Annotated in this window: 23 protein-coding genes; 13 read left to right on the forward strand and 10 right to left on the reverse strand. The window is 61.4% G+C overall.

Annotated elements, in window-relative coordinates; all coding sequences use genetic code 11:
* Positions 1-24 precede the first annotated feature (24 nt).
* The 3 genes from BMZ23_RS04735 (at position 25) to BMZ23_RS04745 (ending at position 3,276) form a co-directional block, all read left to right on the forward strand.
* Entirely contained in the window at positions 25-771 is a 747-nt protein-coding gene (locus tag BMZ23_RS04735) for a type 2 periplasmic-binding domain-containing protein (RefSeq protein ID WP_143069563.1), read from the forward strand.
* A 161-nt stretch (positions 772-932) separates the two neighbouring features.
* Entirely contained in the window at positions 933-2,225 is a 1,293-nt protein-coding gene (locus tag BMZ23_RS04740) for a YjgN family protein (protein WP_177197218.1), read from the forward strand.
* The gene (locus BMZ23_RS04745) at positions 2,203-3,276 is read left to right on the forward strand and encodes a M48 family metallopeptidase (protein WP_177197219.1); all 1,074 of its coding nucleotides are present in this window, start codon (positions 2,203-2,205) and stop codon (positions 3,274-3,276) included. The genes BMZ23_RS04740 and BMZ23_RS04745 overlap by 23 nt, the downstream gene beginning before the upstream one ends.
* Positions 3,277-3,358: 82 nt before the next feature.
* Here BMZ23_RS04745 and mqo read toward each other — a convergent pair whose 3' ends face one another.
* Positions 3,359-4,849, reverse strand: coding sequence for a malate dehydrogenase (quinone) (mqo, locus tag BMZ23_RS04750; protein ID WP_093473445.1), 1,491 nt, complete (start codon positions 4,847-4,849; stop codon positions 3,359-3,361).
* A 223-nt stretch (positions 4,850-5,072) separates the two neighbouring features.
* On the opposite strand from mqo, the gene thiO reads away from it, so the two are divergent.
* Positions 5,073-6,179, forward strand: coding sequence for a glycine oxidase ThiO (gene thiO, locus BMZ23_RS04755; protein ID WP_093473447.1), 1,107 nt, complete (start codon positions 5,073-5,075; stop codon positions 6,177-6,179).
* A 21-nt stretch (positions 6,180-6,200) separates the two neighbouring features.
* Here thiO and BMZ23_RS04760 read toward each other — a convergent pair whose 3' ends face one another.
* Genes BMZ23_RS04760 through BMZ23_RS04770 form a run of 3 tightly spaced genes read right to left on the reverse strand, consistent with a single transcriptional unit; the run spans position 6,201 to position 9,378 of the window.
* Entirely contained in the window at positions 6,201-7,544 is a 1,344-nt protein-coding gene (locus BMZ23_RS04760; RefSeq protein ID WP_093473449.1) for a sigma-54-dependent transcriptional regulator, read from the reverse strand.
* Between the two features lie 30 nt (positions 7,545-7,574).
* On the reverse strand, positions 7,575-9,164 hold the full coding sequence (locus BMZ23_RS04765) for an ATP-binding protein (protein ID WP_093473451.1): 1,590 nt from the start codon (positions 9,162-9,164) through the stop codon (positions 7,575-7,577).
* On the reverse strand, positions 9,145-9,378 hold the full coding sequence (locus tag BMZ23_RS04770) for a PP0621 family protein (RefSeq protein WP_245748118.1): 234 nt from the start codon (positions 9,376-9,378) through the stop codon (positions 9,145-9,147). Before BMZ23_RS04770 ends, BMZ23_RS04765 begins: the two co-directional genes overlap by 20 nt.
* A gap of 133 nt (positions 9,379-9,511) precedes the next feature.
* Here BMZ23_RS04770 and BMZ23_RS04775 point away from each other — a divergent pair, with 133 nt between their 5' ends.
* From BMZ23_RS04775 to BMZ23_RS04785, 3 genes are all read left to right on the forward strand, one after another.
* Positions 9,512-11,143, forward strand: coding sequence for an NAD+ synthase (locus tag BMZ23_RS04775; protein ID WP_093473453.1), 1,632 nt, complete (start codon positions 9,512-9,514; stop codon positions 11,141-11,143).
* A 155-nt stretch (positions 11,144-11,298) separates the two neighbouring features.
* Positions 11,299-11,721, forward strand: coding sequence for a hypothetical protein (locus BMZ23_RS04780; protein ID WP_143069564.1), 423 nt, complete (start codon positions 11,299-11,301; stop codon positions 11,719-11,721).
* 124 nt (positions 11,722-11,845) lie between these two features.
* Positions 11,846-12,301: a hypothetical protein gene (locus BMZ23_RS04785; RefSeq protein ID WP_093473458.1), complete on the forward strand. Its 456-nt coding sequence runs from the start codon at positions 11,846-11,848 to the stop codon at positions 12,299-12,301.
* 34 nt (positions 12,302-12,335) lie between these two features.
* On the opposite strand, the gene BMZ23_RS04790 is transcribed toward BMZ23_RS04785, so the two are convergent.
* The gene (locus BMZ23_RS04790; RefSeq protein ID WP_093473460.1) at positions 12,336-13,160 is read right to left on the reverse strand and encodes a hypothetical protein; all 825 of its coding nucleotides are present in this window, start codon (positions 13,158-13,160) and stop codon (positions 12,336-12,338) included.
* Positions 13,161-13,320: 160 nt separating this feature from the next.
* On the opposite strand from BMZ23_RS04790, the gene BMZ23_RS04795 reads away from it, so the two are divergent.
* On the forward strand, positions 13,321-15,513 hold the full coding sequence (locus tag BMZ23_RS04795; protein ID WP_093473462.1) for an OsmC domain/YcaO domain-containing protein: 2,193 nt from the start codon (positions 13,321-13,323) through the stop codon (positions 15,511-15,513).
* Positions 15,514-15,574: 61 nt separating this feature from the next.
* Here the strand turns inward: BMZ23_RS04795 and BMZ23_RS04800 are convergent, their stop codons facing one another.
* Positions 15,575-16,555, reverse strand: coding sequence for an outer membrane protein assembly factor BamD (locus BMZ23_RS04800; RefSeq protein ID WP_093473463.1), 981 nt, complete (start codon positions 16,553-16,555; stop codon positions 15,575-15,577).
* A gap of 191 nt (positions 16,556-16,746) precedes the next feature.
* Between BMZ23_RS04800 and rluD the strand changes: the two genes are divergently transcribed.
* The 4 genes from rluD to BMZ23_RS04820 all read left to right on the forward strand — a co-directional run bounded on the left by rluD (position 16,747) and on the right by BMZ23_RS04820 (position 21,817).
* On the forward strand, positions 16,747-17,706 hold the full coding sequence (gene rluD, locus BMZ23_RS04805) for a 23S rRNA pseudouridine(1911/1915/1917) synthase RluD (protein ID WP_093473465.1): 960 nt from the start codon (positions 16,747-16,749) through the stop codon (positions 17,704-17,706).
* Positions 17,703-18,449, forward strand: a complete 747-nt coding sequence (pgeF, locus tag BMZ23_RS04810) for a peptidoglycan editing factor PgeF (protein WP_093473467.1) — start codon at positions 17,703-17,705, stop codon at positions 18,447-18,449. The genes rluD and pgeF overlap by 4 nt, the downstream gene beginning before the upstream one ends.
* Before the next feature lie 112 nt (positions 18,450-18,561).
* A complete protein-coding gene (gene clpB / locus BMZ23_RS04815) occupies positions 18,562-21,129 on the forward strand; it encodes an ATP-dependent chaperone ClpB (protein WP_093473469.1) in 2,568 nt (855 codons plus the stop codon).
* Positions 21,130-21,208: 79 nt separating this feature from the next.
* Positions 21,209-21,817 carry a pseudouridine synthase gene (locus tag BMZ23_RS04820; RefSeq protein ID WP_093473471.1) on the forward strand — a complete coding sequence of 203 codons (609 nt, stop codon included), beginning with the start codon at positions 21,209-21,211 and terminating at the stop codon, positions 21,815-21,817.
* A gap of 1 nt (position 21,818) precedes the next feature.
* On the opposite strand, the gene BMZ23_RS04825 is transcribed toward BMZ23_RS04820, so the two are convergent.
* From BMZ23_RS04825 to BMZ23_RS04840, 4 genes are all read right to left on the reverse strand, one after another.
* A complete protein-coding gene (locus BMZ23_RS04825) occupies positions 21,819-22,454 on the reverse strand; it encodes a TetR/AcrR family transcriptional regulator (protein ID WP_093473473.1) in 636 nt (211 codons plus the stop codon).
* Positions 22,454-22,654 carry a DUF2788 domain-containing protein gene (locus tag BMZ23_RS04830; RefSeq protein WP_093473475.1) on the reverse strand — a complete coding sequence of 67 codons (201 nt, stop codon included), beginning with the start codon at positions 22,652-22,654 and terminating at the stop codon, positions 22,454-22,456. The genes BMZ23_RS04825 and BMZ23_RS04830 overlap by 1 nt, the downstream gene beginning before the upstream one ends.
* Before the next feature lie 54 nt (positions 22,655-22,708).
* Complete coding sequence (locus BMZ23_RS04835) at positions 22,709-23,194, reverse strand: Lrp/AsnC family transcriptional regulator (protein WP_093473477.1); 486 nt, start codon at positions 23,192-23,194, stop codon at positions 22,709-22,711.
* 291 nt (positions 23,195-23,485) lie between these two features.
* Positions 23,486-23,917 carry a cation transporter dimerization domain-containing protein gene (locus BMZ23_RS04840; protein WP_093473479.1) on the reverse strand — a complete coding sequence of 144 codons (432 nt, stop codon included), beginning with the start codon at positions 23,915-23,917 and terminating at the stop codon, positions 23,486-23,488.
* Between the two features lie 81 nt (positions 23,918-23,998).
* On the opposite strand from BMZ23_RS04840, the gene hrpB reads away from it, so the two are divergent.
* Positions 23,999-26,539, forward strand: coding sequence for an ATP-dependent helicase HrpB (gene hrpB / locus BMZ23_RS04845; RefSeq protein WP_093473481.1), 2,541 nt, complete (start codon positions 23,999-24,001; stop codon positions 26,537-26,539).
* Positions 26,540-26,611 lie beyond the last annotated feature (72 nt).

Raw genomic sequence — 26,611 nt, forward strand, 5'->3', positions numbered from 1 at the left:
GCATTGTGCTGAACGGGGGTGAGTATGCAGAGAGTTTTGTTGTATCTGCTGTTGATCACGGCTTGCAGTAGTACCCATGCCCAACCCGATCCGGTTCGGGTGGGCATGATGCCGTTTGCCGGTTATGCCGAGATGGGCGCAGCTGGCCAGGCAACCGGTGCCGGTGTTGATATTGTAGTGCGACTGCTTGAAGAGGCAGGCTACGACTATGAGGTTCGCCTGCTACCACCGGCACGCGTGCTGGGTGGACTGGCTGACGGCAGTGTGGAGATCTGGCCGGGCATGCTCAACAAGCCCTTCCTTGAAGAGCACACACTGGTAACTCGCGGCGATCTCGGGTTGATCGAGATAGCCCTGCTGCGGCGGCCGGGAACACCCGCCGTTGACTGGCCTGCCGGACTTGAAGGCAGTTCGCTGATCACCATCACCAATTACACCTATACCGAGCCGCTGCTGAATGCCTTGGCGGGCGTTGACGGCCTGTTGCGACATCACAGCAACTCGCATGCTGGCGCCCTTGAGATGTTGCTGCGTGGCCGGGGCGACTATCTGCTGCAGTATGTTGCCCAGGTTGGCCCTTTGTTGCAGGCGCGCGGCATGCCGATGCTTCCCCTGCAAATTGTATCCAGTGAGCGTATGCGACTGCTGATCTCTAGGCACTCGCCGCGAGCCGAACAGTTGCGTGATGATCTGGATGCGGCCTGGGTGAGGCTGCATCAGCGGGGCGAATCACTCGATTTGCGCTACCGCTGGGAAGATCTGGTGGAGTAACTTGCAATGCTCGGTGGTGACTGTTTGAATGACCGTTGATCCGTCAGGCTTGCGGTTTTGTTCGGCGCAGGGCAACAGCTTTGCCATCAGAAGTGACGGTCAGGGAAGTTCAAAAGGGTCGTCGGGGGACGGCCCGCCACAACAACACAGGGATGCCAGTCATGCAGACCACTTTTTTCAAGGTGCGCTTCAGTGGCGACACCGTCGAAGGTTTTTCATCCGACCAGATTGTTGCCGCGCTTGAAAAGCTCGGTATGCCCGCCGACAAGGCGCGCCAGTTACTACAATCCCGTTCTGCGGTGCTGCGTAGCGGCCTGAGTCTGGCGCAAGCCGAGCAGTGGGCCGAGCGACTGCGCGGAGCAGGGTTGGTGGTTGAGCTGGTCGAGCAGACCAGTCAGGCCGAGCAGCCCGCTGAAGTCGCACCTGTCGTATCTTCGACGCCACCCGTAAAGGATGCTGTTGACTCTGCCCAGCGGGTGTCGCCAGTGCAATTCAGCGGTCAGGGTGCCGAGTATTTCGGTATCTGGATCGTCAATATCATTCTGATGGTACTCACACTGGGTTTCTATGCGCCCTGGGCCAAGGTGCGCAATAACCAGTATTTCTACGGCCATACCAGCGTTGAAGGCTCAAGCTTCCAGTATCTGGCTGATCCCTGGGTGATTTTTCGCGGACGTTTGATCGCGCTGGTCGCACTGATTGTCTGGGTTGTGGTGTCCAACCTGAGCATGGTGGGTGCGCTGGTCCTGATGCTGCTGTTTATTCCTCTGGCACCTTGGGTGGTTGTGGCAGCGTTGCGCTTCAATATGCACAACAGTGCCTGGCGCAATATCCGCTTCGGCTTTGATGGCAGCTACTGGCAAGCTTTTATGGTGCTTTATGTCTGGCCGCTGCTGAGCATCCTGACGCTGGGTCTGCTGGTGCCCTACAGCATGTATCGCAGCCAGAAGTTTGTGCTGGATAACACCCGTTTCGGTACCACCCCGTTCAGCCTGCAGCTGACGGCCGGTGACTATTACCTGTTTGTGCTGAAAATGCTGGGTATGGTGCTGTTGTTGGTCATTGGTGGTTCCTTGTTCATGCTGGTGCCGGTGATTGGCCCGCTTGGCGGGTTGCTGATATTTGCCGCCTACCTTCTGGCGTTCGGTTATTTTATGGCGGCACTGCCAAACATGGTTTACAGGAGCCTGAAACTGGGTACGCATGGTTTTGAGTCGCGTCTGGGCAAGCGTCGCATGGTCTGGATATTTTTTAGCAACACCCTGTTTATTGTGCTCACACTGGGGCTGTTCACTCCCTGGGCCAAGGTGCGTATGGCCCGGTACCGTGCCAGTTGCACCGATGTGCTGGTGAATGGCGATCTGGACCAGTTCCTGGCGGCTGAGCAACGCCAGCAGAGGGCGCTGGGCATGGAATTGGGCGAGGCCTTCGATGTCGGCGTCCTTGGCGTCTGATCAGTATGTGCAAGGCAGTTTTCTGGACGGCCGCAGCAGCCTCCCGAAAGCCGCCTCTATACGTCGTCTGGGTGCTGTTCTGCTGCTTGAAGTGGATGGTATTCAGCGGCGACTTGAGTTGCAGCAGATCAGGCATGGTATGCAGGTAGGCAGTGGCCGTTACTACCTGCACCTGCCGGATGGAGCCGTATTCGAGTGCGCTGACCAGCCCGGCCTGGGCGACGTCCTGCAAGGGCTGCCCGGGTACCACGGGGCAGGCTTGTTGCGCCGTTTGGAGTCCAATCTGCGGCTGATCCTGTTCAGTGTGGTGCTGCTGGTCGGCTTGCTGCTGGGCGGGGTGTTCTGGGGCGTGCCCTGGGCTTCCAGGATGATTGCCCACGCTCTGCCGGTCGAGGTCGAGACTTATCTGGGTCGCGAGACGCTGTCGGCACTGGATCGATTCTGGCTGAAGCCCAGTCAGCTGGACCCTCAGCGCGAACAGGCAATCCGTGCCTATTTTGCGGAGCACCTGGAGCTGTTGTCGGCATCCTACCCTGGGCATGGCATTGAGTTGTTGTTCCGCTCCGGTGAGAGCGGCATTGGGGCTAATGCACTGGCTCTTCCGGCTGGTGTTGTGATTTTTACCGATGAGCTGGTGGCCCTTGCCGGGCACGATGACGAGTTGCTGGCAATCCTTGCCCACGAAGTGGGGCATGTGGTGCACCGGCACAACCTGCGCGGCATTATCCAGACCTCGCTGGTGGCCTGGTTGATGATTTCCGTAACCGGTGACCTGTCGGCTGCCTCGGAAATTGCTGCCGCCTTGCCACTGGCGCTTAGTCAGCTCGGCTATTCACGGGATATGGAGCGTGAAGCGGACGATTTCGCTCTCCAGTACTTGCTACAGCAGGGTATTTCGCCGGTGCATTTCAGCAACATCATGCGCCGGCTTGATCCGCCAGATACTGATCAGGAAGCTGGGCGTGGCCTGAAAATGCTGCTGTCTACCCATCCGTCCACCGGTGAACGTATTCGACGCTTTGAGCAGGCTGAGGAGCAGGCCCGGCCCTGAACAGGTCTGGCCAGTGCGGGCAACAAGGTGGTGGGGGTGAGTCGGAAAAAGCGGCGGCAACCCGAGTTGCCGCCGTTGATACTCAGGCCTTACGCTTGAGGCCTAAGGTATCGAGTGTGCGGCTGCGTACCTTCTCGAGCAGGTCGGCATCCTCGATCAGCGATTGACCGTAGGCCGGCACCAGTTCGCGCAGGCGCGCCTGCCACTCGGGACTGGCGAGGCGCTGCGGGAAGCAGCGCTGCAGCACATCGAGCATGGCCTGCACGGCGGTCGAGGCGCCCGGTGAGGCACCCAGCAGGGCAGCCAGGCTGCCATCCTTTGCCGCAACGATTTCGGTGCCGAATTCCAGCTTGCCCTGACCGTTGGCATCCTTTTTGATGATCTGCACGCGCATGCCGGCGTCCTGCAGGCGCCAGTCTTCTTCGCGAGCCTGGGGGCAGAAGTTGCTCAGGGACGCTACCCGGTCCTTGTGCGACTGGAATGACTCGGCAATCAGATAGCGGGTCAGGTCCATGTTGTCCATGCCGACCGACATCATCGGGCGAATGTTCTGTGCACGCACCGAAGAGAACAGGTCAAACACCGAGCCCTTTTTCAGGAACTTGGTGGTGAACCCGGCAAAGGGACCAAACAGTAGTGCCGGTTTGCCGTTGATGATGCGTGTGTCCAGATGTGGTACCGACATGGGCGGAGCACCGACCGGAGCTTTGCCATACACCTTGGAATGGTGACGCTCGACGATCTCTTCATTTTGGCACACCAGCCATTGGCCGCTGACCGGAAAGCCGCCGTATCCCTGACTCTCGTCGATATCCGATTTCTGCAGCAACGGCAGTGAACCACCACCGGCACCGATAAACACGAACCGCGCATTGAACAGCTTGTGCTCACCCTCACGGTCATCCTCGACCTTGACCTTCCAGTAGCCCTTTGAGCTCTTGTGCAGGCTGTCCACGGAATGGCACAGCAGCAGTTCGAAGTTGTCCTGCTGCTGAAGCCAGTCGATCATGCTGCGGGTCAGTGAGCCGAAGTCGACGTCGGCACCGTGATCAACACGGGTGGCGGCGATCGGCGTGCCGGGTTTGCGCTGCTCCATCACCAGCGGCATCCATTCAGCCAGGGTGTCGGGTGACTCGCTGTACTGCATGCCGGCAAACAGGTGGTGGGCGCTCAGCAGTTCATGCCGCTTGCGCAGGAAAGCCACGTCCTTCTCGCCCCAGACAAAACTCTGGTGCGGTGTCTGGTTGATGAAGTTGTGCGGCTGCGGAAGGATGTTCTGTTCGACCAGCCAGGACCACAGCTGCAGGGAGGACTCAAAGGCCGCATTGATCGCCAGTGCACGATCAATGCTGATGCTGCCGTCGGCATTTTCCGGTGTGTAGTTCAACTCGCAGTAGCCGGCATGGCCGGTACCCGCGTTGTTCCAGCCATCGGTGCTCTCGTGGGCAACGTGATCCAGGCGTTCGACCAGGGTAATGGTCATGTTTGGATCGAGCTGTTTGAGCAACATTCCCAGGGTAGCGCTCATGACGCCACCACCGACCAGCAATACGTCGATATCTTTTGCTGTCATTAACATGTCGCCTCTTGGGTGAAACTGCCGGCAATGATACTCCTTTCCGGTCGGTGAGGCACTCTGTCGACAGGGGTACGAAAGTCGCGTCTGATGCAGGTTCTGACAGGATTTTCCATGCTTTTGGTCATGGCGGGATATTCGGTGCCTGGGTTATTGTCATACGTTTTTCGGTGCCGACCGTTCGGCCGGTACGTCATCAGCTTCGATGCGGGGAGTGCGGATGCGACAGGCGATAGTGGTGGGTGGTGGTGTAATGGGTTGCCTGAGTGCGCTGGAGTTGTTGCAGCGTGGCTGGCAGGTAACCCTGCTGGAGGCCGGGGAAACCGGCCGTGAAGCCTCCTGGGCTGCAGGCGGACTGGTTACTCCCTTATATCCCTGGCATTACTGCACGGCCATCAGTGCGCTGGCCAACTGGTCGCAGCGTGCTTATCCACAACTGGCCGCGTCCCTGGCTGAGGCTACCGGTATTGACCCGGAGCTGACCGCTTGCGGGTTGATGTGGCTGGATGCCGAGGAGCGCGATCTGGCGCTGGACTGGGCGCAGCGCAATGAGCGTGATTTGCAGGCTTTGGAACAGCCCGAGCTGTACTCGCGGGTGGCACAGTTGGCGCCGGGCTTTTCCGGTGCGTTGTGGCAGGCTGATCTGGCAAACCTGCGTAACCCGCGGATGATGCAGGCGCTGCGTGCCCGCTTGCGCCAGTTTGCCGGTTTCGAGTTGCAGGAACATTGCCCGGTCAGCAGTCTGCTGGTCGAGCAGGGGCGTTGTGTGGGGGTCCGCAGCGGACCGCAAACCTTTACTGCCGATGCCGTTGTGCTGGCTGCCGGTGCCTGGAGTGCCGGGCTGCTGCAGCCGCTGGGTGTGGAACTGCCGGTAGAACCGGTCAAGGGCCAGATGCTGTTGTACAAGATGCCGCCGGGCTGGCTGGAATGCATGGTGATGTACGACGGCCGCTACGCCATTCCCCGTCGTGACGGTCATATCGTGGTGGGCAGTACCCTGGAATACAGTGGTTTTGACAAAACTACCGATGATCAGGCATTGGCAACCCTGAAGACCGCCGCCGAACGTATGCTGCCGGCACTGGCCGGCATCGAGCCGGTCATGCAGTGGGCAGGCTTGCGGCCAGGCTCGCCGGATGGCGTGCCGTGGATCGGCGAGTTGCCGCAGGTTCAGGGGCTGTGGCTGAACTGCGGACATTTCCGCAATGGTCTGGTACTGGCGCCAGCGTCCTGCCACCTGTTGGCGGCGCTGATGGATGGCCAGCCCGCTGAGTTGGATGCGGCACCCTACAATCCGGCCACACGGGGTATTGGCAGTGCCGCTTGAGCGGCACGCCGGGTACAGTCCCTAGTCGTCCAGGCCGAGCTTTTTCAGCCGGTAACGCAGTGAACGGAAACTCAGGCCCAGCCGCTTGGCGGCTGCGGTGCGGTTCCAGCGGGTTTCCTCCAGTGCCTGGGTGATGGCCCGACGCTCGATATCGTTCAGATAGTCTTCCAGTGAATCGATGTGGGTCAGGTTGTCACTGTCCCCTGTCGATGGGCTCAACTGCTCCAGTTGCAAATCCTGGCCATCAACCAGTGAGCCTTCGCACAGGGTAAAGGCGCGTTCCAGTATGTTTTCCAGTTCGCGCACGTTGCCGGGGAAGCGGTAATTGGCAAGTTTTTCCACGGCAGCCGGTGTCAGGCGAGGTGGCGTCATGTCGCTGCGCTCGGCCAGGCGGGACAGAATACTGTCGCACAGCAGTGGCAGGTCCTCGCGGCGCTCGCGCAGTGGCGGGACGCGTAATTCGATGACGTTCAGCCGGTAAAACAGATCCTGCCGGAAATGCCCGTTGGCTACCTGCTCTGCCAGATCCTTGTGGGTGGCGCATAGCAACCGGACATCCACCGGTTGTTCCTGCTGGCTGCCAACCGGCCGTACGGCCTTTTCCTGGATTGCCCGCAATAGCTTGACTTGCATGTGCAAGGGCAAATCGGCGACTTCGTCGAGGAACAGCGTGCCACCCTCGGCAGCCTGGAACAGGCCGGGTTTGTCCGCTACGGCACCACTGAAGCTGCCCCGGCGGTGGCCGAAAAACTCGCTTTCCATCAACTCGGCAGGTATTGCACCGCAATTTACCGGTACAAAGGGTTGGCTGCGTCGCGGCCCCAGTTGGTGAATGCGGCGGGCGACCAGTTCCTTGCCGCTACCGGACTCGCCACTGATATAGATGGGTGCCTGACTGCGCGCCAGCTTGTCGATCTGTCGGCGAAGGTGTTGCATGGGTGGCGATATGCCGAGTAACTGGTCGTCCTGTTCGGCATGCTGGCTGTCGTTGTCGGTTTGCCCTAGCCGCAGTGCCTGGTTGACCAGTTCGCGCAGTCGCTGCAAATCCACCGGTTTGGTCAGGAAGTCGAAGGCGCCGGCCTTGAGTGCGCTGATGGCGGTATCCAGGCTGCCATAGGCGGTGATCATCGCCACCGGAAGGCGCGGGTGCTGCTGCTGGATGTGGCGCACAATCTGCAATCCGTCACCGTCAGGCAGGCGCATGTCGGTCAGGCACAGATCGAACTCTTCGCTGTCGAGCAACTGCAACGCCTGTTGCAGTGTGCCGGCGCGTCGGCACTGCAGATTCATCCGTGCCAGCGTCATGTCCAGCAGTTCGAGAATGTCGGGTTCGTCATCAATGATGAGGGCCAGAGGTTTGCTCATGGTGATCCATTCAGGCAGAAAATCGCTACATCATACCAGCCGTTTCGGGTGGGCAAAGGTGATCCGCATGCAACAGCCGTTTTCTGCAGGCAGGCATTGCAGCTGCGCCTGGTTGCTCTCGCACAGCTCGCGTGAAATATACAGTCCAAGTCCGGTGCCACTGCTTTCAGTGGTGTAGAAAGGCTCGAAGATCTGCTCCAGATGCTCTGCAGCAATACCTCCGCCCTGATCAATTACCTCCAGTTGTGGCAACTCTGTCTCGGCTTGACGGGACAGTCGTAGCCAAACGCGGCGGGCTTCACCTGCCGCCCCGCTGTGACGCAGGCTGTTCTGGCAGAGATTGCCAACCACCTGGGTCAGTTGTTGAGGGTCGCAGCGGGTCAGTAGTTCTTCCTCGGGCAGATGCAGGATCAGCTCGTCGCCCTCGGCGCAGCCGTGCAGGAAATCCTCACGGAAATGTTGCAGCCACATGCCCAGGTCGATCAGTTGCGGCTCGCTCGGGCGTCGGCGTGATAACTCCAGCACCGTTTCGATCACACGGTTCATGCGCTTTGAGTGCTGCTGGATGATCTGTACCAGGCGGCGGTCCTGGGCATCCAGTGCGCTGCCCTCGCCAAGCAGTTGCGCGGCATGGCTGATGGCACCCAGCGGGTTGCGGATTTCGTGGGCGATGCTTGCCGTCAGGCGGCCAAGCGAGGCGAGCTTGAGTTGCTGTGCCTGTTGGGCCAGATGGCTGTTGTCTTCCAGAAACACCAGCAGGTTGCTGCTTTCACCGAGCGGCAGCGGCTTGAAACTGGGCATGATGTCCAGGCCGTTGCTCTGGTTGCGAAAACTGCCCAGTCGGCTTTGCGGGTTGTCCTGCCAGCTGTGCAGGCGATCAGCCAGCGTATCCGACAGCTCGGCCAGTCGAATGCCGGGGATAATGGTTCGTCCCAGCAATTGTGCGGCGGCCTCGTTGAACAGATGTACCTGCTGCAGCGGGTTGAGTACCAGAATGCCGGTACGCATACGCTGGATCACTGCCTGATTAAGCTGTTCAAGGCTGGCCAGACTGACGGCCTGGCGCTCGGCCAGTGATTCCGACTGGCGCAGGCGTCGGCTCAGCCATTGAACGAAGAGGGCAACAGCAAACAGGATGCTGCCCAGCACGCCAGCCTGCAGGTAGTTCTGTCCGCTGTTGCTGTCGTTGAGGCTGAGAAAGAAGGTCAGATAGATCAGCAGCAGACTGGCAAAGGCTGGCAGCAACAGACCGGTACGCCCGTGCAGCAGGATGTTGCCGGCCGCCACCGGGATCAGCAGCAGACTGCCAAAACCGCTGCTGACGCCGCCAACGGCATAGAACACCAGTCCCAGCAAAAAAATATCGACACTGGCCAGTACCAGCAGATGGATGTCGCGGCTGCCGTCATGGCGCATCAGCGCGGTCATCAGGCCGATAAACAGGTAGATCCAGCTCGCGGCCTCATACAGATCCGGATCATGCAGGCTGAGCAGCCCTTCGCGCAGACGCGGACTGGTCAGCAGGGCCAGACCGAAGCCCAGCACCACGCGATACAGATTGAACAGGCGCAGCACACGTTCGTGCAGCGTCAGGCCTGCTTCAGGGCTGCTGATCGGCATCCCGGTGCTCCGGGCAGCAATAGTGGCGGCCGTTACCCGGAAACGCCTGATCGGCCGGCAGGTGCACCCGGCAGTGCGCACAGCGGACCATCAAGGCAGGCTGCTCGCTATCCTGTGACGTATTGCGTTGCTGTTGCCAGAGCTTGAAACGCTTCCACAGGGTGATCGCGGCAAACACCAGCAGCAGTAACAAGACCAGACGAATCAGACCCATGGCCAGAGGCTCCCGGTAAATCAAAGGGGCAGTGTAGCTTATCGACCCGCCAGCACCAAAGCAGCCGGGCGATGATTGCCGCGAACGCCGGCATCCCTGACAATAGGCCGATTGCCCAGCCGGAGAATATGTGATGAGTGCCACCTTGCGGATCGTCATGGCCCAACTGAACCTGCGGGTCGGCGATATTGCCGGCAACCTGGAGCGCATGGTCGAAGCCGCCCGGCATGCCCGTGACGAAATGGATGCGCGCATCATCCTGTTTTCCGAGCTCTCGCTGTGCGGCTACCCGCCGGAAGACCTGCTGCTGCGTTCAAGCATGCAGGCGCGAACGGAACGTGCCTTGCAGCAACTGGCCAGCACAGTCAGTGGCATACATATGGTGGTTGGCTACGCCTGGCAACAGGACGGCCAGCGCTACAACATGGCTGCCGTGCTGGCCGACGGCAGTCTGCTTGCCAGTTATGCCAAACAGCAGTTGCCCAATTACCAGGTGTTTGATGAAAAACGCTATTTCACCCCCGGTAGCGACGCCTGCGTGGTCGAGATAGACGGCCTGCCAGTCGCCCTGAGCATCTGTGAGGATATCTGGCACCCGGCCCCCATGGCGCAGGCCCGTACCGCCGGTGCGCGCCTGATGCTTAACCTGAACGCCTCGCCCTTCCACATGGACAAGCAGAACGAGCGTGAGGCGGTAGTTCGCCAGCGTTGTGTCGAAGGTGGCATGCCGGTGATCTACGTTAACCAGGTAGGGGGGCAGGATGAGCTGGTGTTCGACGGTGGTTCGCTGGCAATGAATGCCGATGGCCGGTTGGCGGTCAGGGCGCCGGCCTGTGCTGAGGGACTGTATCCGGTTGATGTGCATTGGGATGAGCAGCAAGTCGAACTCCGCCAGGGTGGCGTGGCAGAGTTGCCGGAGTTGGAGGCCAGCGTTTATCAGGCACTGGTCATGGGTGTGCGCGACTATGTTGGCAAGAACGGTTTTCCGGGTGTGCTGCTGGGGTTGTCCGGCGGGATCGACTCGGCGTTGACTCTGGCAATTGCAGTAGATGCCCTGGGCGCGGATCGTGTTGAGGCGGTGATGATGCCCTATCACTACACGTCCGGCATGAGCCTGGAAGATGCCGAGGCGCAGGCCAGGTTGCTTGGCGTGCACTACCGGGTATTGCCGATCGCTCCCATGGTCGAGTCCTTTATGCAGACCCTGGCACCGGTGTTTGCAGGGCGCGGACGTGATACTACCGAAGAAAACCTGCAAGCACGCTGCCGGGGCACCCTGCTGATGGCCATCTCGAACAAGACCGGTGCATTGGTGCTGACCACCGGTAACAAGAGCGAGGTGGCGGTCGGCTATTGCACGCTGTACGGCGACATGGCCGGTGGTTTTGATGTGCTCAAGGATGTCCCCAAGACGCTGGTGTTCCGCCTTTCTGAGTTCCGCAACACGCTGTCAGCGGCGATCCCGCAACGGGTTATCGAACGGCCGCCGTCAGCCGAACTGGCACCCGACCAGAAGGACGAGGACTCGCTGCCGGCCTACCCGGTGCTGGACGACATTCTCCGGCTCTATGTGGAGCAGGATCTCTCGGCCAGTGCCATCATTGCCGCTGGCCATGACCCCGATATGGTGCGCAAGGTGGTGCGGCTGGTCGACCTGAATGAATACAAGCGCCGCCAGGCTGCTGTGGGTACACGCATTACCCAGCGTGGCTTTGGCCGGGATCGCCGCTATCCGATCACATCCGGCTGGCGCATGGATGACTGAACCGCGACCCAGGGTGTTTTCCGGATGCCCTGGGGGGGGCATCACATCAACCCTGTACGCGTGCCCTGTCAGGATGTGATGATGCACAGGTCATACCAGTTTATTTGCAGGCCCTGTGGGCAGTATTTTTATCCAATTACCGTCGAGATGTCATGATGATCAGAGTAACCCTTGCCATCACTTTAATCCTGATAGCTGTGACCGGCACAGCGCACGCCGCTCAACCTGGCCCGGCGCTGAACGCCGGTCAGATAGAGCAGCTGATTGCCGGAAACACACTTCACAGCGAAACGCGCCTGGCGCGTTTTGAACGCGAGGAAGTGCGTACCTTTACGATCTATGTCAAGGCTGACGGTACGCTTACCATTCGTAACTTCGAGGGGAATATTGATACCGGTGAGTGGGAAATTGCTGCGCAAGGTGAGTTCTGCAACCAGTATCGGCAGACTCGCCGTGGCATGCGAAAGTGTTATCAGGTTCTTGATGCCGGCGACCATTACCAGTTGCTCGATCTTGATAACAGCCAGGTAACCTCTGTCTTTACTGTGTCTGCGGGAAATCCGGAACGCTTGCCATAAGGTGACGTGTTTGCAGCTGTCTGATTGGATCAGTGTGTCCCTGAGTTCGGACTGAAACAGTCGCCACACTCCTGTGGCGACTGTGTCCAGCGATGAAAAATACTGTGTCTGCCCTGGAGGGCCAATGAAAGGATCTGTCCATAAAGCCGCACTGGCCGGTTTGCTGCTTGCCTCCCCGGTGGGAGCTGCTGATCTTGACCAGTTGTTTGCCGGGCTGGATGTTTGCCAGTTTGATTTTTTCTACTATGACGAGCCTGACAGAAACCCGTCCCACAGCTTTTTTTCTGAACGTGGTCTCAAGCCCTACAAGGAGCGTGACGGGTTGTACCATTTTCACGTGCAGGAGCAGCTCTTTGGGTTGCCGGTGGTAGAGTTGGTGGTGCCGGGAACCCAGAATTTCCATATGGCCGTGTTTGATGTGCCGGCAACTGAGGCCAAGCCGGTGCTGACGGCGCGTTTCGGGATTGATTTTGCGTTATCGGTACCGGCACTGGCTGGCGAGGCCCCTTCGCTGGTTGCCGATCCCCGTGATCCCGGTCGCTCGTTTGTCTACTGCGTTGAGCGCCAGGGCGGGTATTGATTCGGGCGATAGCCCAGGCTGCGCCAGGGCAGCGTTATTCCGTCAGATGAATAACCCGGCGTTGCTGCAGATTGACTGGCGCCTTGAACACGGCCTGGAAGTGTTTGTGTGCCAGTTGGCGAATCAGTCCGCTGGCGTGTGCCTGAGGCAGTAACCGGGCCAGCCTGGCGTGCAGTTCGGGGTGTTGTGGCGAGATGTACAGAATATGGTCGTGCGGATAGACCAGCACCAGCTTCTCTTCCATCTGCAGCTTGCGATGGAGTGACCATTCTCCGGCCATCTCCATGGCTCCCCGTGGCAGATAGTCGATTCCTCGGCCGCCGCTGGCCAACATCTCGTATAGGCGTCGCCAGTCACCGCTGATGCTGGTTACCGGCAGGTTGTTGGCCTGCCAGATTTGCAGGTCGCGCCAGTCGCTACCCATGCCGGCAACGACACCCAGTGCACGAAAATCCTCGAGCGTATGCACTCTGCTGTAGCGCTCCTGCTGGCCGCGTGGAATAAACAGGATGCGCTGGTTCATCAGGTTGTCGGTCATTTCCACGTATATCGGCAGCAGGCGCTGGTTGCGTGCCGGGGTTTCTCCCAGCAGCATGGCGCTGATGGCTCCTTGCTCAAGCATGCGTTCAAGACGTGTGGTGGGAATCCCCGGAATTGTGATGACGTCCACGACAAGGCCGTCGTCCTGTAGAACCCGGGTCAGGAGTTCGGCCAGGTAGTCGACGTTGTTCAAGGCACCGAGCCGCAGTGTGAGCGACTGGCTGGCAAGTGCTGGCAGGCTGCCCAGCAGGATCGCCAGTACGCCCAGCCAGCGAACCGGGTGTCGGCGATATGGGGTCTGGTTGCTCGGTGACGTCAATGGGTGGCCGTGGTTGTTGTTCCGGATGGCTTCATCCTAGGGGCTGTTGCCGTTCCATCGCAACTGCTGCCGGTTTGCGCTTGCAGGTCGGTCACAGACAGCTGGCAGCAAATACGGGATAATCACCGGCTTTGCCTACGCCACGCTTCGGTATCTCTTAATGGAAATCAAGGTCAACTATCTCGACAACCTCCGTCTGGAGGCCTGTTTCGACGACTTCAAGGTCATCTCCGACCAGCCGGTCCGCTACAAGGGGGATGGCTCGGCGCCGGGGCCCTTTGACTATTTTCTGGCTTCCTCGGCGATGTGTGCCGCCTATTTCGTCAAGGTCTATTGCAACGCGCGCAATATTCCGACCGAGAACATCCGGCTGGCACAGAACAATATTGTCGACCCGGAAAACCGCTACCGCCAGACCTTCCGGATACAGGTGGAACTGCCTGAGGATATTTCCGAGCGCGACCGCCTGGGTATTCTGCGCTCGATTGACCGCTGCACGGTGAAGAAGGTGGTGCAGGCCGGGCCGGAGTTTGTCATCGAGGTGGTTGACAGTATCGACGATGATGCCCAGGCGTTGCTGCTGGGTAGTCCGGCTGGAGACGGGGCGACCTGGATCGAGGGCAAGGATCTGCCGCTGGAACAAACGATCGCCAACCTGACCGGTATCCTCGCCGGGCTGGGGATGAAAATCGAGATCGCCTCCTGGCGAAATCTGGTACCGCATGTCTGGTCACTGCATTTGCGCGATGCCGCGTCGCCGATGTGTTTTACCAACGGCAAGGGTGCCACCAAAGAAAGTGCGCTGTGCTCGGCACTCGGCGAGTTTATCGAGCGGTTGAATTTCAATTTCTTTTACAACGACCAGTATTTCGGGCCGCAGATCGCTGACCGGGACTTTGTGCATTACCCCGAGGAGCGCTGGTTCCAGTCAGGTCCGGAGGATGCCTTGCCGGAAGGTATTCTGGATGCGCATTGCCTGGCGATCTTTGACCCCGAAGGTGAGTTGCGTGCCTCGCATCTGATCGACACCAATTCCGGTCGGGCAGATCGTGGCATCGTGGCTTTGCCCTTTGTCCGCCAGTCGGATGGTCAGACGGTGTATTTCCCGTCCAATCTGATCGAGAACCTGTATCTGAGCAATGGCATGAGTGCGGGCAATACCTTGTGCGAGGCGCAGGTGCAGTGCCTCTCGGAAATCTTCGAGCGTGCGGTGAAGAAGCAGATCATTGAGGAAGAGCTGGTTCTGCCTGATGTGCCACCGCAGGTGTTGCAGCGCTATCCGGCGATTGTCGAGGGCATTCAGGCGCTGGAAGCACAGGGGTTCCCGGTGCTGGTCAAGGACGCTTCGCTGGGCGGACAGTTTCCGGTGATGTGCGTGACGCTGATGAATCCGCGTACCGGTGGGGTGTTTGCCTCTTTCGGCGCGCATCCACGGCTGGAGGTGGCGCTTGAGCGTAGCCTTACCGAGTTGCTGCAAGGGCGTAGCTTCGAGGGGCTGAATGATCTGCAGCCACCTACCTTCAATTCGCTGGCGGTGTCCGAGCCGAACAATTTCGTTGAGCATTTTATTGATTCGTCCGGGGTGATTTCCTGGCGCTTTTTCAGTTCGCGTGCGGATGTGGACTTCTGCGAGTGGGACTTCTCCGGCAGTAATGAGGAGGAAGCGGCGACCCTGATGGGCATTCTTGATGAGATGGGCCACGAGGTGTACATGATGGTGCGTGAGGATCTGGGCGCACCGGCCTGCCGTATTCTGGTGCCGGGATATTCCGAGGTCTATCCGGTGGAAGACCTGATCTGGGACAACACCAACGTGGCGCTGGCGTTCCGCGCCGACATTCTCGGTGTGCATGCGCTGGATGACGCGGCGCTGGCTGACCTGCTAGAGCGCCTGGAAGACAGTCAGCTTGACGAGCATATGAGCATCACCACTCTGACCGGTATCGAGTTTGACGAGAATACTGCCTGGGGTCAGCTGACTATTCTTGAACTGAAGTTGCTGCTGAATCTGGCGCTGGGGCAGCTTGAGGCGGCACTGGAGCTGGTGGAAATGTTCCTGCAGTACAACGACAACACTGTGCAGCGTGGGTTGTTCTATCAGGCGGTGAGAGCCGTGCTGGAAATCGAGCTGGACGAAGAGCTGGAATTGGCTGACTTCGAGTTCAATCTGGGACGCATGTTTGGGGTGCAGACGCTGAATGAGGTGATTGCTTCGGTGCGTGGTGAGCTGCGCTTTCATGGCCTGACGCCCAGCAGCCTGCAGCTGGAGGGGTTGGACCGGCACCAGCGTCTGCTGGCCAGTTACCACAAGCTGCATGCAGCACGAGCTGCCAGGGTGACAACTGCCGGCTAAGGCGGGACTATCGGTCAGGCACAAAAAAACCGGCCAGGCCGGTTTTTTTGTGGGTGTGTTGTCAGTCAAGCAAGCCGAACGTCAGGCGACTCCAGAACGAGCGCTTGGGCTGCTGTGGCGAGCGGATCTCGCGAGGCAGGGCGGCACGCAGGTTGTCGTGCTGCTGGCGGATCTCGCGTTCCATCTGGGTGCTGCCCATGCTCTGTGGCGGTGCCAAGACCTTGTCCAGTGCGCCGACGGTCATGCGCTCGAACCAGCGGGCATCACGCTGGGCAGGTTCAACGTGATGGCGGAAGCTGCCGCGAGTCAGGCTGGGATGCTCGGGATAGTTGGCTTGCAAGGTCAGCAGGGCTGACTCGGCCAGATCATCCATCGCCAGGCGGGTATAGGCTTCGACCATCAGCGCCAGTCCGTCACCTACCGACGGTGTCTGCTGGTAGTTCTCGACGATATAGCGGCCACGGTTGGCAGCGGCGACGTAGGCGCCACGCTTGAGGTAGAAGTGACCGACGTGGGCGTCATAGGCAGCCAGCAGGTTGCGCAGGTAGACCATGCGCAGGCGAGCATCTTCAGCGTAGCGACTGTTCGGGTAGCGGCTGACCAGCTGGGCGAATTCGTTGAAGGAGTCGCGAGCGGCACCGGGGTCACGACGGGTCATGTCCAGTGGCAGGAAACGTTCGAAAATGCCACGGTCACGGGTGAAGGAGGCCATACCACGCATGTAGTAAGCGTAGTCGACATCAGGGTGCTGCGGGTGCAGGCGGATAAAGCGGTCGGCAGCAGCACGCGCGGCTTCCGGCTCGAAGTTTTGGTAGTAGGCATAGATGAGTTCGAGTTGCGCCTGTTCGGCAAAACGGCCGAACGGATAGCGGGACTCCAGTGCGCGCAGTTTTTCTACGGCAGCACCGTAGCTTTTGGCGTCCAGGTCCTTTTGGGCCATTACATAGATTTCCGACTCGCTGAGCGACTCGTCCAGGGTTTTGCTGGAGCAGGCGGCAAGCAGGGACAGCAGGGCGACCAGCAGAAGATGTTTCAGCGGCATAGCATGATTCCGAAGGGGTTGCCCTGTGCTGTTGCGCACTGGGGCGTCCTGTTATAGTTGGCGCTCAACAGCGCTGCCTGCCCCGCCGATCCCGGCCGTTGCGCAGACAGCGAAGCCGTATTTAACCACAGCGCGGTGCTGAAACCAAAAGGGAATCCTTTCTGGTCACTGCCTGCCTCAGCGAGTTCCGCATGTCAGAAACCATTCGATTGTCCGCCCGGGTCCCCGTCGAGCTGGGTGGTCAGCGTCTTGACCAGATTGCTGCGCAAATGTTCCCGGACCACTCTCGGTCACGTTTGCAGGGCTGGATCAAGGATGGGCGGCTGACCGTTGACGGCAAGACCTTGCGGCCGCGCGACAGCCTGTACGGTGGCGAGCATCTGGAACTGGAGGCCGAGCGTGATGTGCAGGGCGATTGGCAGCCGCAGGCGATTGATTTGAATGTGGTGTACGAGGATGACAGCCTGCTGGTGATCAACAAGCCGGCCGGTCTGGTGGTGCATCCGGCTGCCGGGCATCAGGATGGCACCCTGCTGAATGCCTTGCTGCATCATGCGCCGCAACTGGCCACAGTGCCGCGTGCCGGTATCGTGCACCGACTGGACAAGGACACCACCGGGCTGATGGTGGTAGCCAAGACCCTGGAGGCGCAGACCGATCTGGTCAAGCAGTTGCAGGCGCGCAGCGTGACCCGTGAATACGAGTGTGTGGTGGTCGGGGTGATGACTGCCGGTGGCAAGGTGGATGCGCCGATTTCCCGGCACGGTGTCAACCGCCAGAAGATGGCGGTGGTTGCCGAGGGCAAGACAGCGGTCAGCCATTATCGCGTGCTGCGGCGTTTCCGTGCGCATACCCATGTGCGCGTCAACCTGGAAACCGGGCGTACCCACCAGATTCGCGTGCACATGAGTCATATCCACTTCCCGCTGGTGGGTGATGCAACCTATGGTGGCCGCTTGCGCATTCCGGCCGGGGCCAGCCCCGAACTGATTCGTCTGCTGCGCGAATTTCCACGCCAGGCGTTGCATGCCCGGCGTCTTGAATTGTTGCACCCTCTTGACGGCAGGCGCATGAACTGGGAAGTTCCTCTTCCTGAGGACATGCTTGAGCTGCTGGCTCTGCTCAAGGAAGACGGAGAAATCGACGAATGACTCGTGACTGGCTGACGGCCAAGTGGCCTGCCCTTGCCCATGTAAGAACCTGTGTGACTACCCGTGCCGGGGGCCTGAGCAAGGCGCCCTGGGATAGCTTTAATCTGGCTACCCATGTCGGGGATGATGCCGCGGCGGTAGCAGCCAACCGCGAGCTGTTGCAGCAGCAGCTCGGGTGCCAGCCGACCTGGTTGCAGCAGACCCACAGCACGCGGGTGGTGCAGGCCGATCCGCAGCAGCTTGCCGATGCTGACGCCAGCTGGACTGATCAGCCCGGGATTGCCTGTGCGGTACTGACTGCTGATTGCCTGCCGGTGCTGCTCTGTGACCGCGCGGGCACCCGCGTAGCCGCAGCGCATGCCGGCTGGCGCGGACTGGCCGATGGGATTCTTGAGCAGACGGTGGCGGCTATGGATACCGACCCCGCCGAGCTGTTGGTGTGGTTTGGTCCGGCCATCGGCCCGCAGGCTTTCGAGGTGGGCGAAGAGGTGATGCAGGCTTTTCTGGATCACGATGACTATGCTGACCAGGCCTTCGAGCCGGCAGCGCGTGAGGCGCACTTCATGGCCGATCTGTACCAGCTGGCACGCCTGCGCCTCAAGCGTGTCGGCGTGCAGCACCTGTATGGCGGTGGCTTGTGCACCCATGCTGATGCCGCGCGTTTTTATTCCTACCGCCGCGATGGCGAGCAGACCGGGCGCATGGCCAGCCTGATCTGGCTTGACAGCCGCCAGGATTCTTGATCGGCATCAACGCCTTCGCCCTTGAAAGGGCAATAATCGATCCCATCTAGCGTTCATAGTCACATGAATCAGTGCCGGCCCTGTGCCGGCCTGCCAGACAGGATCGAACTCCATGCGTATAGACCGCCTTACCAGCAAGCTTCAGGTTGCCCTGTCCGATGCCCAGTCCCTGGCTGTCGGTCGCGACCATAACCAGATCGACCCGTTGCACCTGATGCTGTCCCTGATTGACCAGCAGGGTGGCTCGGTGCGCCCGCTGTTGATGCAGACCGGCTTCGATATCAATCAACTCAAGCAGGCGCTGTCCACGGCGCTGGACAAGCTGGCCACCGTCAGCAGTCCGACCGGCGATGTCAGCCTGTCGCAGGAGCTGGCGCGCCTGCTGAACAAGGCCGATGCGCTGGCGCAGAAGCGGGGTGACCAGTTCATTTCCAGCGAGCTGGTGCTGCTGGCGGCAATGGATGACAGCACCGCGCTGGGCAAGCTGTTGCTGGGACAGGGTGTCTCGCAGAAGGCGCTGGAGAACGCCATCAACAACCTGCGTGGTGGCGAGGCGGTGAATGATCCGAATGCCGAGGAGTCACGTCAGGCGCTGGACAAGTACTGCGTCGACATGACCAAGCGTGCCGAGGAGGGCAAGCTGGATCCGGTGATCGGCCGGGATGACGAGATTCGCCGGACCATTCAGGTGCTGCAGCGGCGCACCAAGAACAACCCGGTGCTGATCGGTGAGCCGGGGGTCGGCAAGACCGCCATTGTCGAGGGGCTGGCCCAGCGCATCATCAATGGCGAGGTGCCGGACGGCCTGAAGGACAAGCGCCTGCTGGCGCTGGATATGGGCTCGCTGATTGCCGGGGCGAAGTTCCGTGGCGAGTTCGAGGAGCGCCTGAAGGCGGTGCTCAACGAGCTGGGCAAGCAGGAAGGGCGGATCATTCTGTTTATCGACGAACTGCACACCATGGTCGGCGCCGGCAAGGCCGAGGGCGCGATGGATGCCGGCAATATGCTGAAGCCGGCGCTGGCGCGTGGCGAGTTGCACTGCGTCGGCGCTACCACCCTCGACGAATACCGCCAGTACATCGAGAAGGACGCGGCGCTGGAGCGGCGCTTCCAGAAGGTGCTGGTGGATGAGCCCAGCGAGGAGGACACCATTGCCATCCTGCGCGGTCTGAAGGAGCGCTACGAGGTGCACCACGGGGTGACCATCACCGACGGCGCGATCATTGCTGCCGCCAAGCTCAGTCACCGCTATATCACCGATCGCCAGTTGCCGGACAAGGCAATCGACCTGATCGACGAGGCGGCCAGCCGCATTCGCATGGAGATTGACTCCAAGCCGGAGGCGCTGGACCGGCTGGAACGCCGGCTGATCCAGCTGAAGATCGAGCGCGAGGCGCTGAAGAAGGAAGACGACGATGCGGCCCTGAAGCGGCTGGAAAAGCTCAAGGAGGACATCGTCCGGCTGGAGAAGGAATACGCCGATCTGGAAGAGATCTGGAAATCCGAGAAGGCCGAGGTGCAGGGCTCGGCACAGATCCAGCAGAAGATCGAGCAGGCGCGTGCCGAGCTGGAGCAGGCGCGCCGTCGTGGTGACCTGAACCGCATGGCCGAGCTGCAGTACGGCATCATTCCGGATCTGGAGCGCAGCCTGCAGATGGTTGATCAGCACGGCAAGAGCGAGAACCAGCTGCTGCGCAACAAGGTGACTGACGAGGAAATCGCCGAGGTGGTGTCCAAGTGGACCGGCATTCCGGTGAGCAAGATGCTTGAGGGCGAGCGCGACAAGCTGCTGCGCATGGAGGACGCCCTGCACAAGCGGGTGGTGGGTCAGCACGAGGCGGTGGTGGCGGTGGCCAATGCGGTGCGCCGTTCACGTGCCGGCCTGAGTGACCCGAATCGGCCGAGCGGCTCCTTCCTGTTCCTTGGCCCGACCGGGGTGGGCAAGACCGAGCTGTGCAAGGCGCTGGCCGAATTCCTGTTCGACACCGAAGAGGCGATGGTGCGCATCGATATGTCGGAGTTTATGGAGAAGCATTCGGTGGCCCGGCTGATCGGCGCGCCGCCCGGCTATGTCGGCTACGAGGAGGGCGGTTACCTGACCGAGGCAGTGCGCCGCAAACCCTATTCGGTGATCCTGCTGGACGAGGTGGAGAAGGCCCACCCGGATGTGTTCAACGTGCTGCTGCAGGTGTTGGAGGATGGTCGCCTGACTGACAGTCAGGGGCGTACCGTGGATTTTCGCAACAGCGTGGTGGTGATGACCTCGAACCTCGGTTCTACGCAGATCCAGGAGCTGGTCGGCGATCCGGAGGCGCAGAAGGCGGCGGTGATGGATGCGCTGCACGGACATTTCCGGCCGGAGTTCATCAACCGGGTCGACGAGGTGGTGGTATTCGATCCGCTGGGCAAGGAGCAGATCGGCGGCATTGCACAGATCCAGCTGCAACGTCTGCGCCAGCGTCTGGCCGAGCGCGAGCTGAATCTGGAGCTGTCGCCGGCGGCGCTGGAAAAGCTGATTGCCGTGGGCTACGACCCGGTGTATGGTGCCCGCCCGCTGAAACGGGCGATCCAGCGCTGGATCGAGAACCCGCTGGCGCAGCGGATTCTGTCCGGCGATTTTGCGCCGGGGGCGCAGATCCACGCCGAGGTCGAGGGCGAGGCACTGGTGTTCAGCGCCTGAGTGCGGGCCGCTTCGGCGGCCCGATATCCATCCTGGCAACGCCGGCGCTGGCCGGCGTTGTGTTGTTTGCGGAGTGCGCATGCGTCACCGACCTGCTGCCGGCAAGACCTTTCGCCCACGGCGCCAGCCAGCCCCGCCGCCGGCACAGCCACGGCTGATTGCCTTCAACAAGCCGTTCGATGTGCTGACCCAGTTCACCGATGCCGATGGCCGCGCCACCCTGGCTGACTTTATTGCGCTGCCGGGCGTGTATCCGGCAGGGCGGCTGGACCGCGACAGCGAGGGCCTGCTGCTGCTGACCAACGATGGCCGCCTGCAGGCGCGCATTACCGACCCGCAGCACAAGCTGGCAAAGATCTACTGGGTGCAGGTCGAGGGTGAGCCGAGCGAGACGCAACTGCAGCAGTTGCGCGACGGCCCGGTGTTGAATGACGGACCGACCAGGCCGGCACAGGTCGAGCGGATTGCCGAGCCGGATTTGTGGCCGCGAGATCCGCCGGTGCGTTTTCGCCGGCAGATTCCCACCAGCTGGCTGGCGATTACCCTGCGTGAAGGGCGCAACCGTCAGGTTCGACGGATGACCGCTGCGGTGGGATTGCCGACCTTGCGGCTGGTGCGGGTGCGGATTGGCGACTGGGCGCTGGATGATCTGCAGCCGGGCCAGTGGCGCGAGATTGTCTTGGGCTAAGTCAGTCGAGACGGGCGGCGACGGCGCGCAGGCAAAACTCCAGCAGGGCGCTGCAGACCTGTTCAAAGTCGGCTGCGGAATCTCCTTCAGCTCTTGATTTGATTGCTTGCGGAGAAAGCGGGCCTACCAGTGCTTCGGCAGTCGCGCCGACCAGGCAGGCAGCTGTCAGCGGGATATTGCCGACCTGCAGGCTGCCATCACGGTTACCCTGTTCCAGCAGCTGGCTGAAGAGTTCGGCATAGATTTCCCGGTAGTGCAGGCGGCAGGCGTCGACTTCACCCGGCACCGGTTCGGCAATCAATGCAAAGGCCAGTTGACGGCTATGCCAGGCACGCGCGGCAAAGGTGCGTATGCCTCTGTGCAGGCGTTCAGCGGCAGTGCCGGGTGCCTGCAATTGCTGGCGCAACTGGCTGACTTCGAGATCGGTAGCGCGGGTAAAGATTTCCCGGGCAATTTCGTCCTTGCCGGAAAAGTGCCGGTACAGGCTACCGGTGGCAACGCCGGCGCTACGCGCCAGGCTGGTCATTGCCAGGCTGGCGAAGCCGGCTTCGGCGACCTGCTGCAGGGCGCAGTCGAGGATGCGTTCGCGCAGTACACGATCCCGTTGCAGGCGAGCTTCGGTGACCCGGTAAACCATCAGTTGTCAATCTGCCCGACAATCAGGGCCTTGATGACGAAGCCCAGCACGCCCAGACCCAGCGCAAAAAACAGCACCAGAGTGCCGTAGCGGCCAGCCTTGGACTGCTTGGCGAGGTCCCAGACGATATAGCCCATAAAGGCGACCAGAGCGAAGATCATGATCGGCATGGCCAAGGCTTCGAACTGTTCGTAGTCCATCCCGTGCCTCCTGAGGTAAATGGGTGGCGATTATAGCGCAGACGTTGCCGGGGGTCAGGGCTTGAGGTGTGTCAGGGGTAGTTCGGTGCTGGCGACCACCTGATTCAGCACGAAGCTGGAGCGCACGCTGGAAACGCCTTCAATCCGGGTCAGGGTGCCGAGCAGAAATTGCTGGTAATGGGCCATGTCCGGCACTACGACGCGCAGGTGATAGTCGGCCTCCATGCCGGTGACCAGACAGCAGTCGAGCACTTCCGGGCAGCCTTTGATCACTGCCTCGAAGCCGGCAAAACGCTCGGGGGTGTGCTTGTCCATGCCGATCATGACAAAGGCGGTGAGCGTAAGGCCGAGTCTGGCCGGCTCCAGCAGCGCCACCTGGCGGCGGATATAGCCGCTTTCTTCAAGCTGCTTGACCCGTCGTGAGCAGGGCGAGGGTGACAGGCCGATACGTTCGGCCAGATCCTGATTGCTGATGCTGGCATCGTGTTGCAGTGCGGCAAGAATCTTCAGATCGTGGCGATCCAGGGTGTGCTCTGTCATTAATTGCTCATTTGTCTATATATTTGGTTAATTGTTGCGCTTTGATGGTTTATATGTGCAATAAAAGACAAGAAATGTCCAGCGATTCTTTATAAGATATCAACCATCGAACAACGTCACGACCGGCAGTCCAGCCGGCCCGCCCACCAGGCGGTCCGGGGTTACACACCCTACCGGGTGCCACACCAGCCGGTCACTGCAGCCCACAAGGCCGCGGAGCAGGCAGCGATCCATACGATCGACAGCGGACACCACGAACAGGGCCGGCGCTATGCGTCGGCCCTGTTCGTTTCAGGCCGGATCCTTGTGTACCAGCACATCGGCCTGCGGGAAGCGTTGTTCAATACGCTGGCGTACCTGCTCACCACAGGCGTGGGCCTGCTCCAGCGGCAGTTGCTGGCCGGTATGCTGCTCGAGGATTGCCTGCAGTTTTTGCAGATCGACCTCGCCGTTGGCATCCAGCGCCTGTTGCAGTTGTTGCGGGGCGACTGAAAAGCGGGCATCCGGCAGGTAAATGGCGCCGGTGGCGAAATCCACGGCGAAGGCGACGATGCCAGGCACCAGATAGAACAGCAAGCCGATGCCATTCAGAATGGCCACACCGGGATCAATCTCGCCGCTGATCTGGCCGCGACGCTCGGGGTAGAACACCGTGCCACAGGCGCTCAGCTGGGTGATCAGGGTGGCGCTCAGCAGCAGGCTGGCAAGGGGTTTGAGACGCATGGGATTCTCCTTGGGGAACTCAATCGGACAGGCTCCAGGCACAGAGTATAATGCCGCGTCTTTCAATTGGGTGTAGCAGGCATGCAGGATCTTCCGGTCAGTCAGGTCATTCCGGCGTTGCAGCAGCAGCTGGCGGCGCATCCGTCGGTGGTGCTGCAGGCGCCGCCGGGCGCCGGGAAGACCACCCTGGTGCCGCTGGCGCTGCTGCAGGCCGACTGGCTGGCCGGGCAGAAAATCATCCTGCTCGAGCCTCGCCGGCTGGCCGCACGCGCGGCGGCGGAACGCCTGGCACAGTTGCTCGGCGAGGAGGTCGGGCAGACGGTTGGCTATCGCATTCGTCTGGAAAGCCGCATCAGCGCGCAGACGCGCATCGAGGTGGTCACCGAGGGCATCCTGCAGCGCCTGCTGCAGGCCGATCCGGAGCTGCCCGGGGTGGGGCTGGTGATCTTCGATGAGTTCCATGAGCGCAGTCTGGATGCCGATCTGGGGCTGGCGCTGTGCCTGCAAACCCAGCAGTACCTGCGCGATTCGCCGCCACTGAAACTGCTGGTGATGTCGGCGACGCTGGATAGCGCAGCGGTCTGCGCCCTGCTGGGGGAGGCGCCGCTGGTGCGCAGCGACGGTCGCCAGTACCCGGTGGAGGTGCGCTGGGGCGCGCCCTGGCAGACCGGTGAACGGATCGAGTCACGGGTGCTGCAGACGGTGATGCAGGCGCTGGACGAGGAGCCGGGCAGCCTGCTGGTGTTTCTGCCCGGCACCGCAGAAATCCGCCGGGTACACGAACACTTGTCTGAACGGCTGCAGCAGCGCCCCGACATAGTGCTGGCGCCGCTGTATGGCGATCTGACGCTGGCCGAGCAGCGCCGGGCAATCAGTCCGGCGGCGGACGGCCGACGCAAGCTGGTACTGGCAACCAATATTGCTGAAACCAGCCTGACCATCGAGGGCATCCGCGTGGTGGTGGATGCCGGGCTGGCGCGTGAGGCGGCCTTTGATCCGCAGAGCGGCATGAGCCGGCTGCAGACGCGCCGGGTATCGCGTGCCTCCGCCGAGCAGCGCGCCGGGCGGGCCGGGCGTTTGCAGCCGGGGGTGTGCTATCGGCTGTGGTCAGCCAGCCAGCATGAGCAGCTGGCGCCGCGTGCCGAGGCGGAAATCCTTCAGGCCGATTTGGCGCCGCTGGCCCTGCAGCTGGCGCAGTGGGGTATCCAGCAGTCGAGCGAACTGGCCTGGCTGGATCAGCCGCCAGCGGCAGCACTGGCCCAGGGGCGTGAGCTGCTGCAGCGTCTCGGTGCCCTGCAGCAGGATGCCCGTGGCTGGCAGTTGAGCGAGCACGGCCAGGCCATGCTCGGCCTGCCGATGCACCCCCGGCTGGCGCATATGCTGCTGCGTGGTCAGGCGCTCGGGCTGGGTCGGCAGGCCTGCCGGCTGGCGGCGCTGCTGGGCGAGCGTGACCTGCTGCGCGGCGTGGCGGATGCGGATATCCAGCGCCGGCTGGCGCTGTTTGATGATCCGCGTGCTGAGGCGGCAGTTGATCGCGGCGCCCTGCAACGTGCGCGGCAACTGGCCGGGCAGTGGCAACGGCTGATCGACGGCCTGCCGGTGCACCAGGCGGTGCCGGATCCTGCGGCGGAACACTGGATCGGGGTGTTGCTGGCGCTGGCCTATCCGGACCGGGTGGCGCAGCGGCGCGGTGACCCCGGCAGTGACTATCGGCTGGCGAATGGTCGTGCGGCGGCCTTTGCCGAGGTTGATGCACTGCGCCAGCAGCGCTGGCTGGTGGTGGCCAGTCTGGGCGGGCATGCCGCGCAGCGTCAGGCGCGGATCTTTCTGGCGGCGGCGCTGGACGAGGGGCTGATTCGCAGTCATCTGTCCGAACTGCTGAGCAGCGAGGATGCCCTGGCGTGGGACCCGCGCTCGGAAACCCTGCTGGCCGAGCGACAGTTGCGCCTGGGTGCGCTGGTACTGGCGCGCGAACCGCTGGCCTCGATTGACCCGGCGCAGCGCAGCCGGGCGCTCTGTGCAGTGGTGCGCAAACAGGGCCTGACTCTGTTGCCCTGGACTCCGGCACTGCGTCAGTGGCAGGCGCGAATTGCCCTGTTGCGCGGGCTGGACCTGCAGGCCGGGCAGGCGAGTGACTGGCCGGATTTGTCCGATCAGACCTTGCTGGATTCGCTGGAGCAGTGGTTGGCGCCCTATCTGGAACGGGTCACCCGGCTCAGCCACTTCGCCAGTCTGGATCTGCCGGCGATTCTCACTGCGCTGCTGCCCTGGCCGCTGCCGCAACGGCTGGATGAGCTGGCGCCCACCCACTGGACGGTGCCCACCGGTTCGCGCATCCGCATCGACTATGCCGAGTCGCCACCGGTGCTGGCGGTACGCTTGCAGGAGCTGTTCGGCAGTGCCGAGTCGCCGCGTATTGCCGATGGCCGGGTTACGCTGAAACTGCACCTGCTGTCGCCGGCGCAGCGCCCCCTGCAGGTCACCAGTGATCTGGCCGGTTTCTGGCGTGGCAGCTATGCCGAGGTGAAGAAGGATATGAAGGGCCGCTACCCGAAACACTACTGGCCGGATGACCCGCTGCAGGCCGAGCCGACCCGGCGGGCCAAGCCGCGAGGGGGCTGACCCCGGGTACGCATCAGTTAGTTCTGTGCTTCGCGGCTGTGAGTCAGGAAAGACGGCTATGCTTGCACTCAG

The organism is Halopseudomonas yangmingensis, from assembly GCF_900114825.1.
Lineage (GTDB): Bacteria > Pseudomonadota > Gammaproteobacteria > Pseudomonadales > Pseudomonadaceae > Halopseudomonas > Halopseudomonas yangmingensis.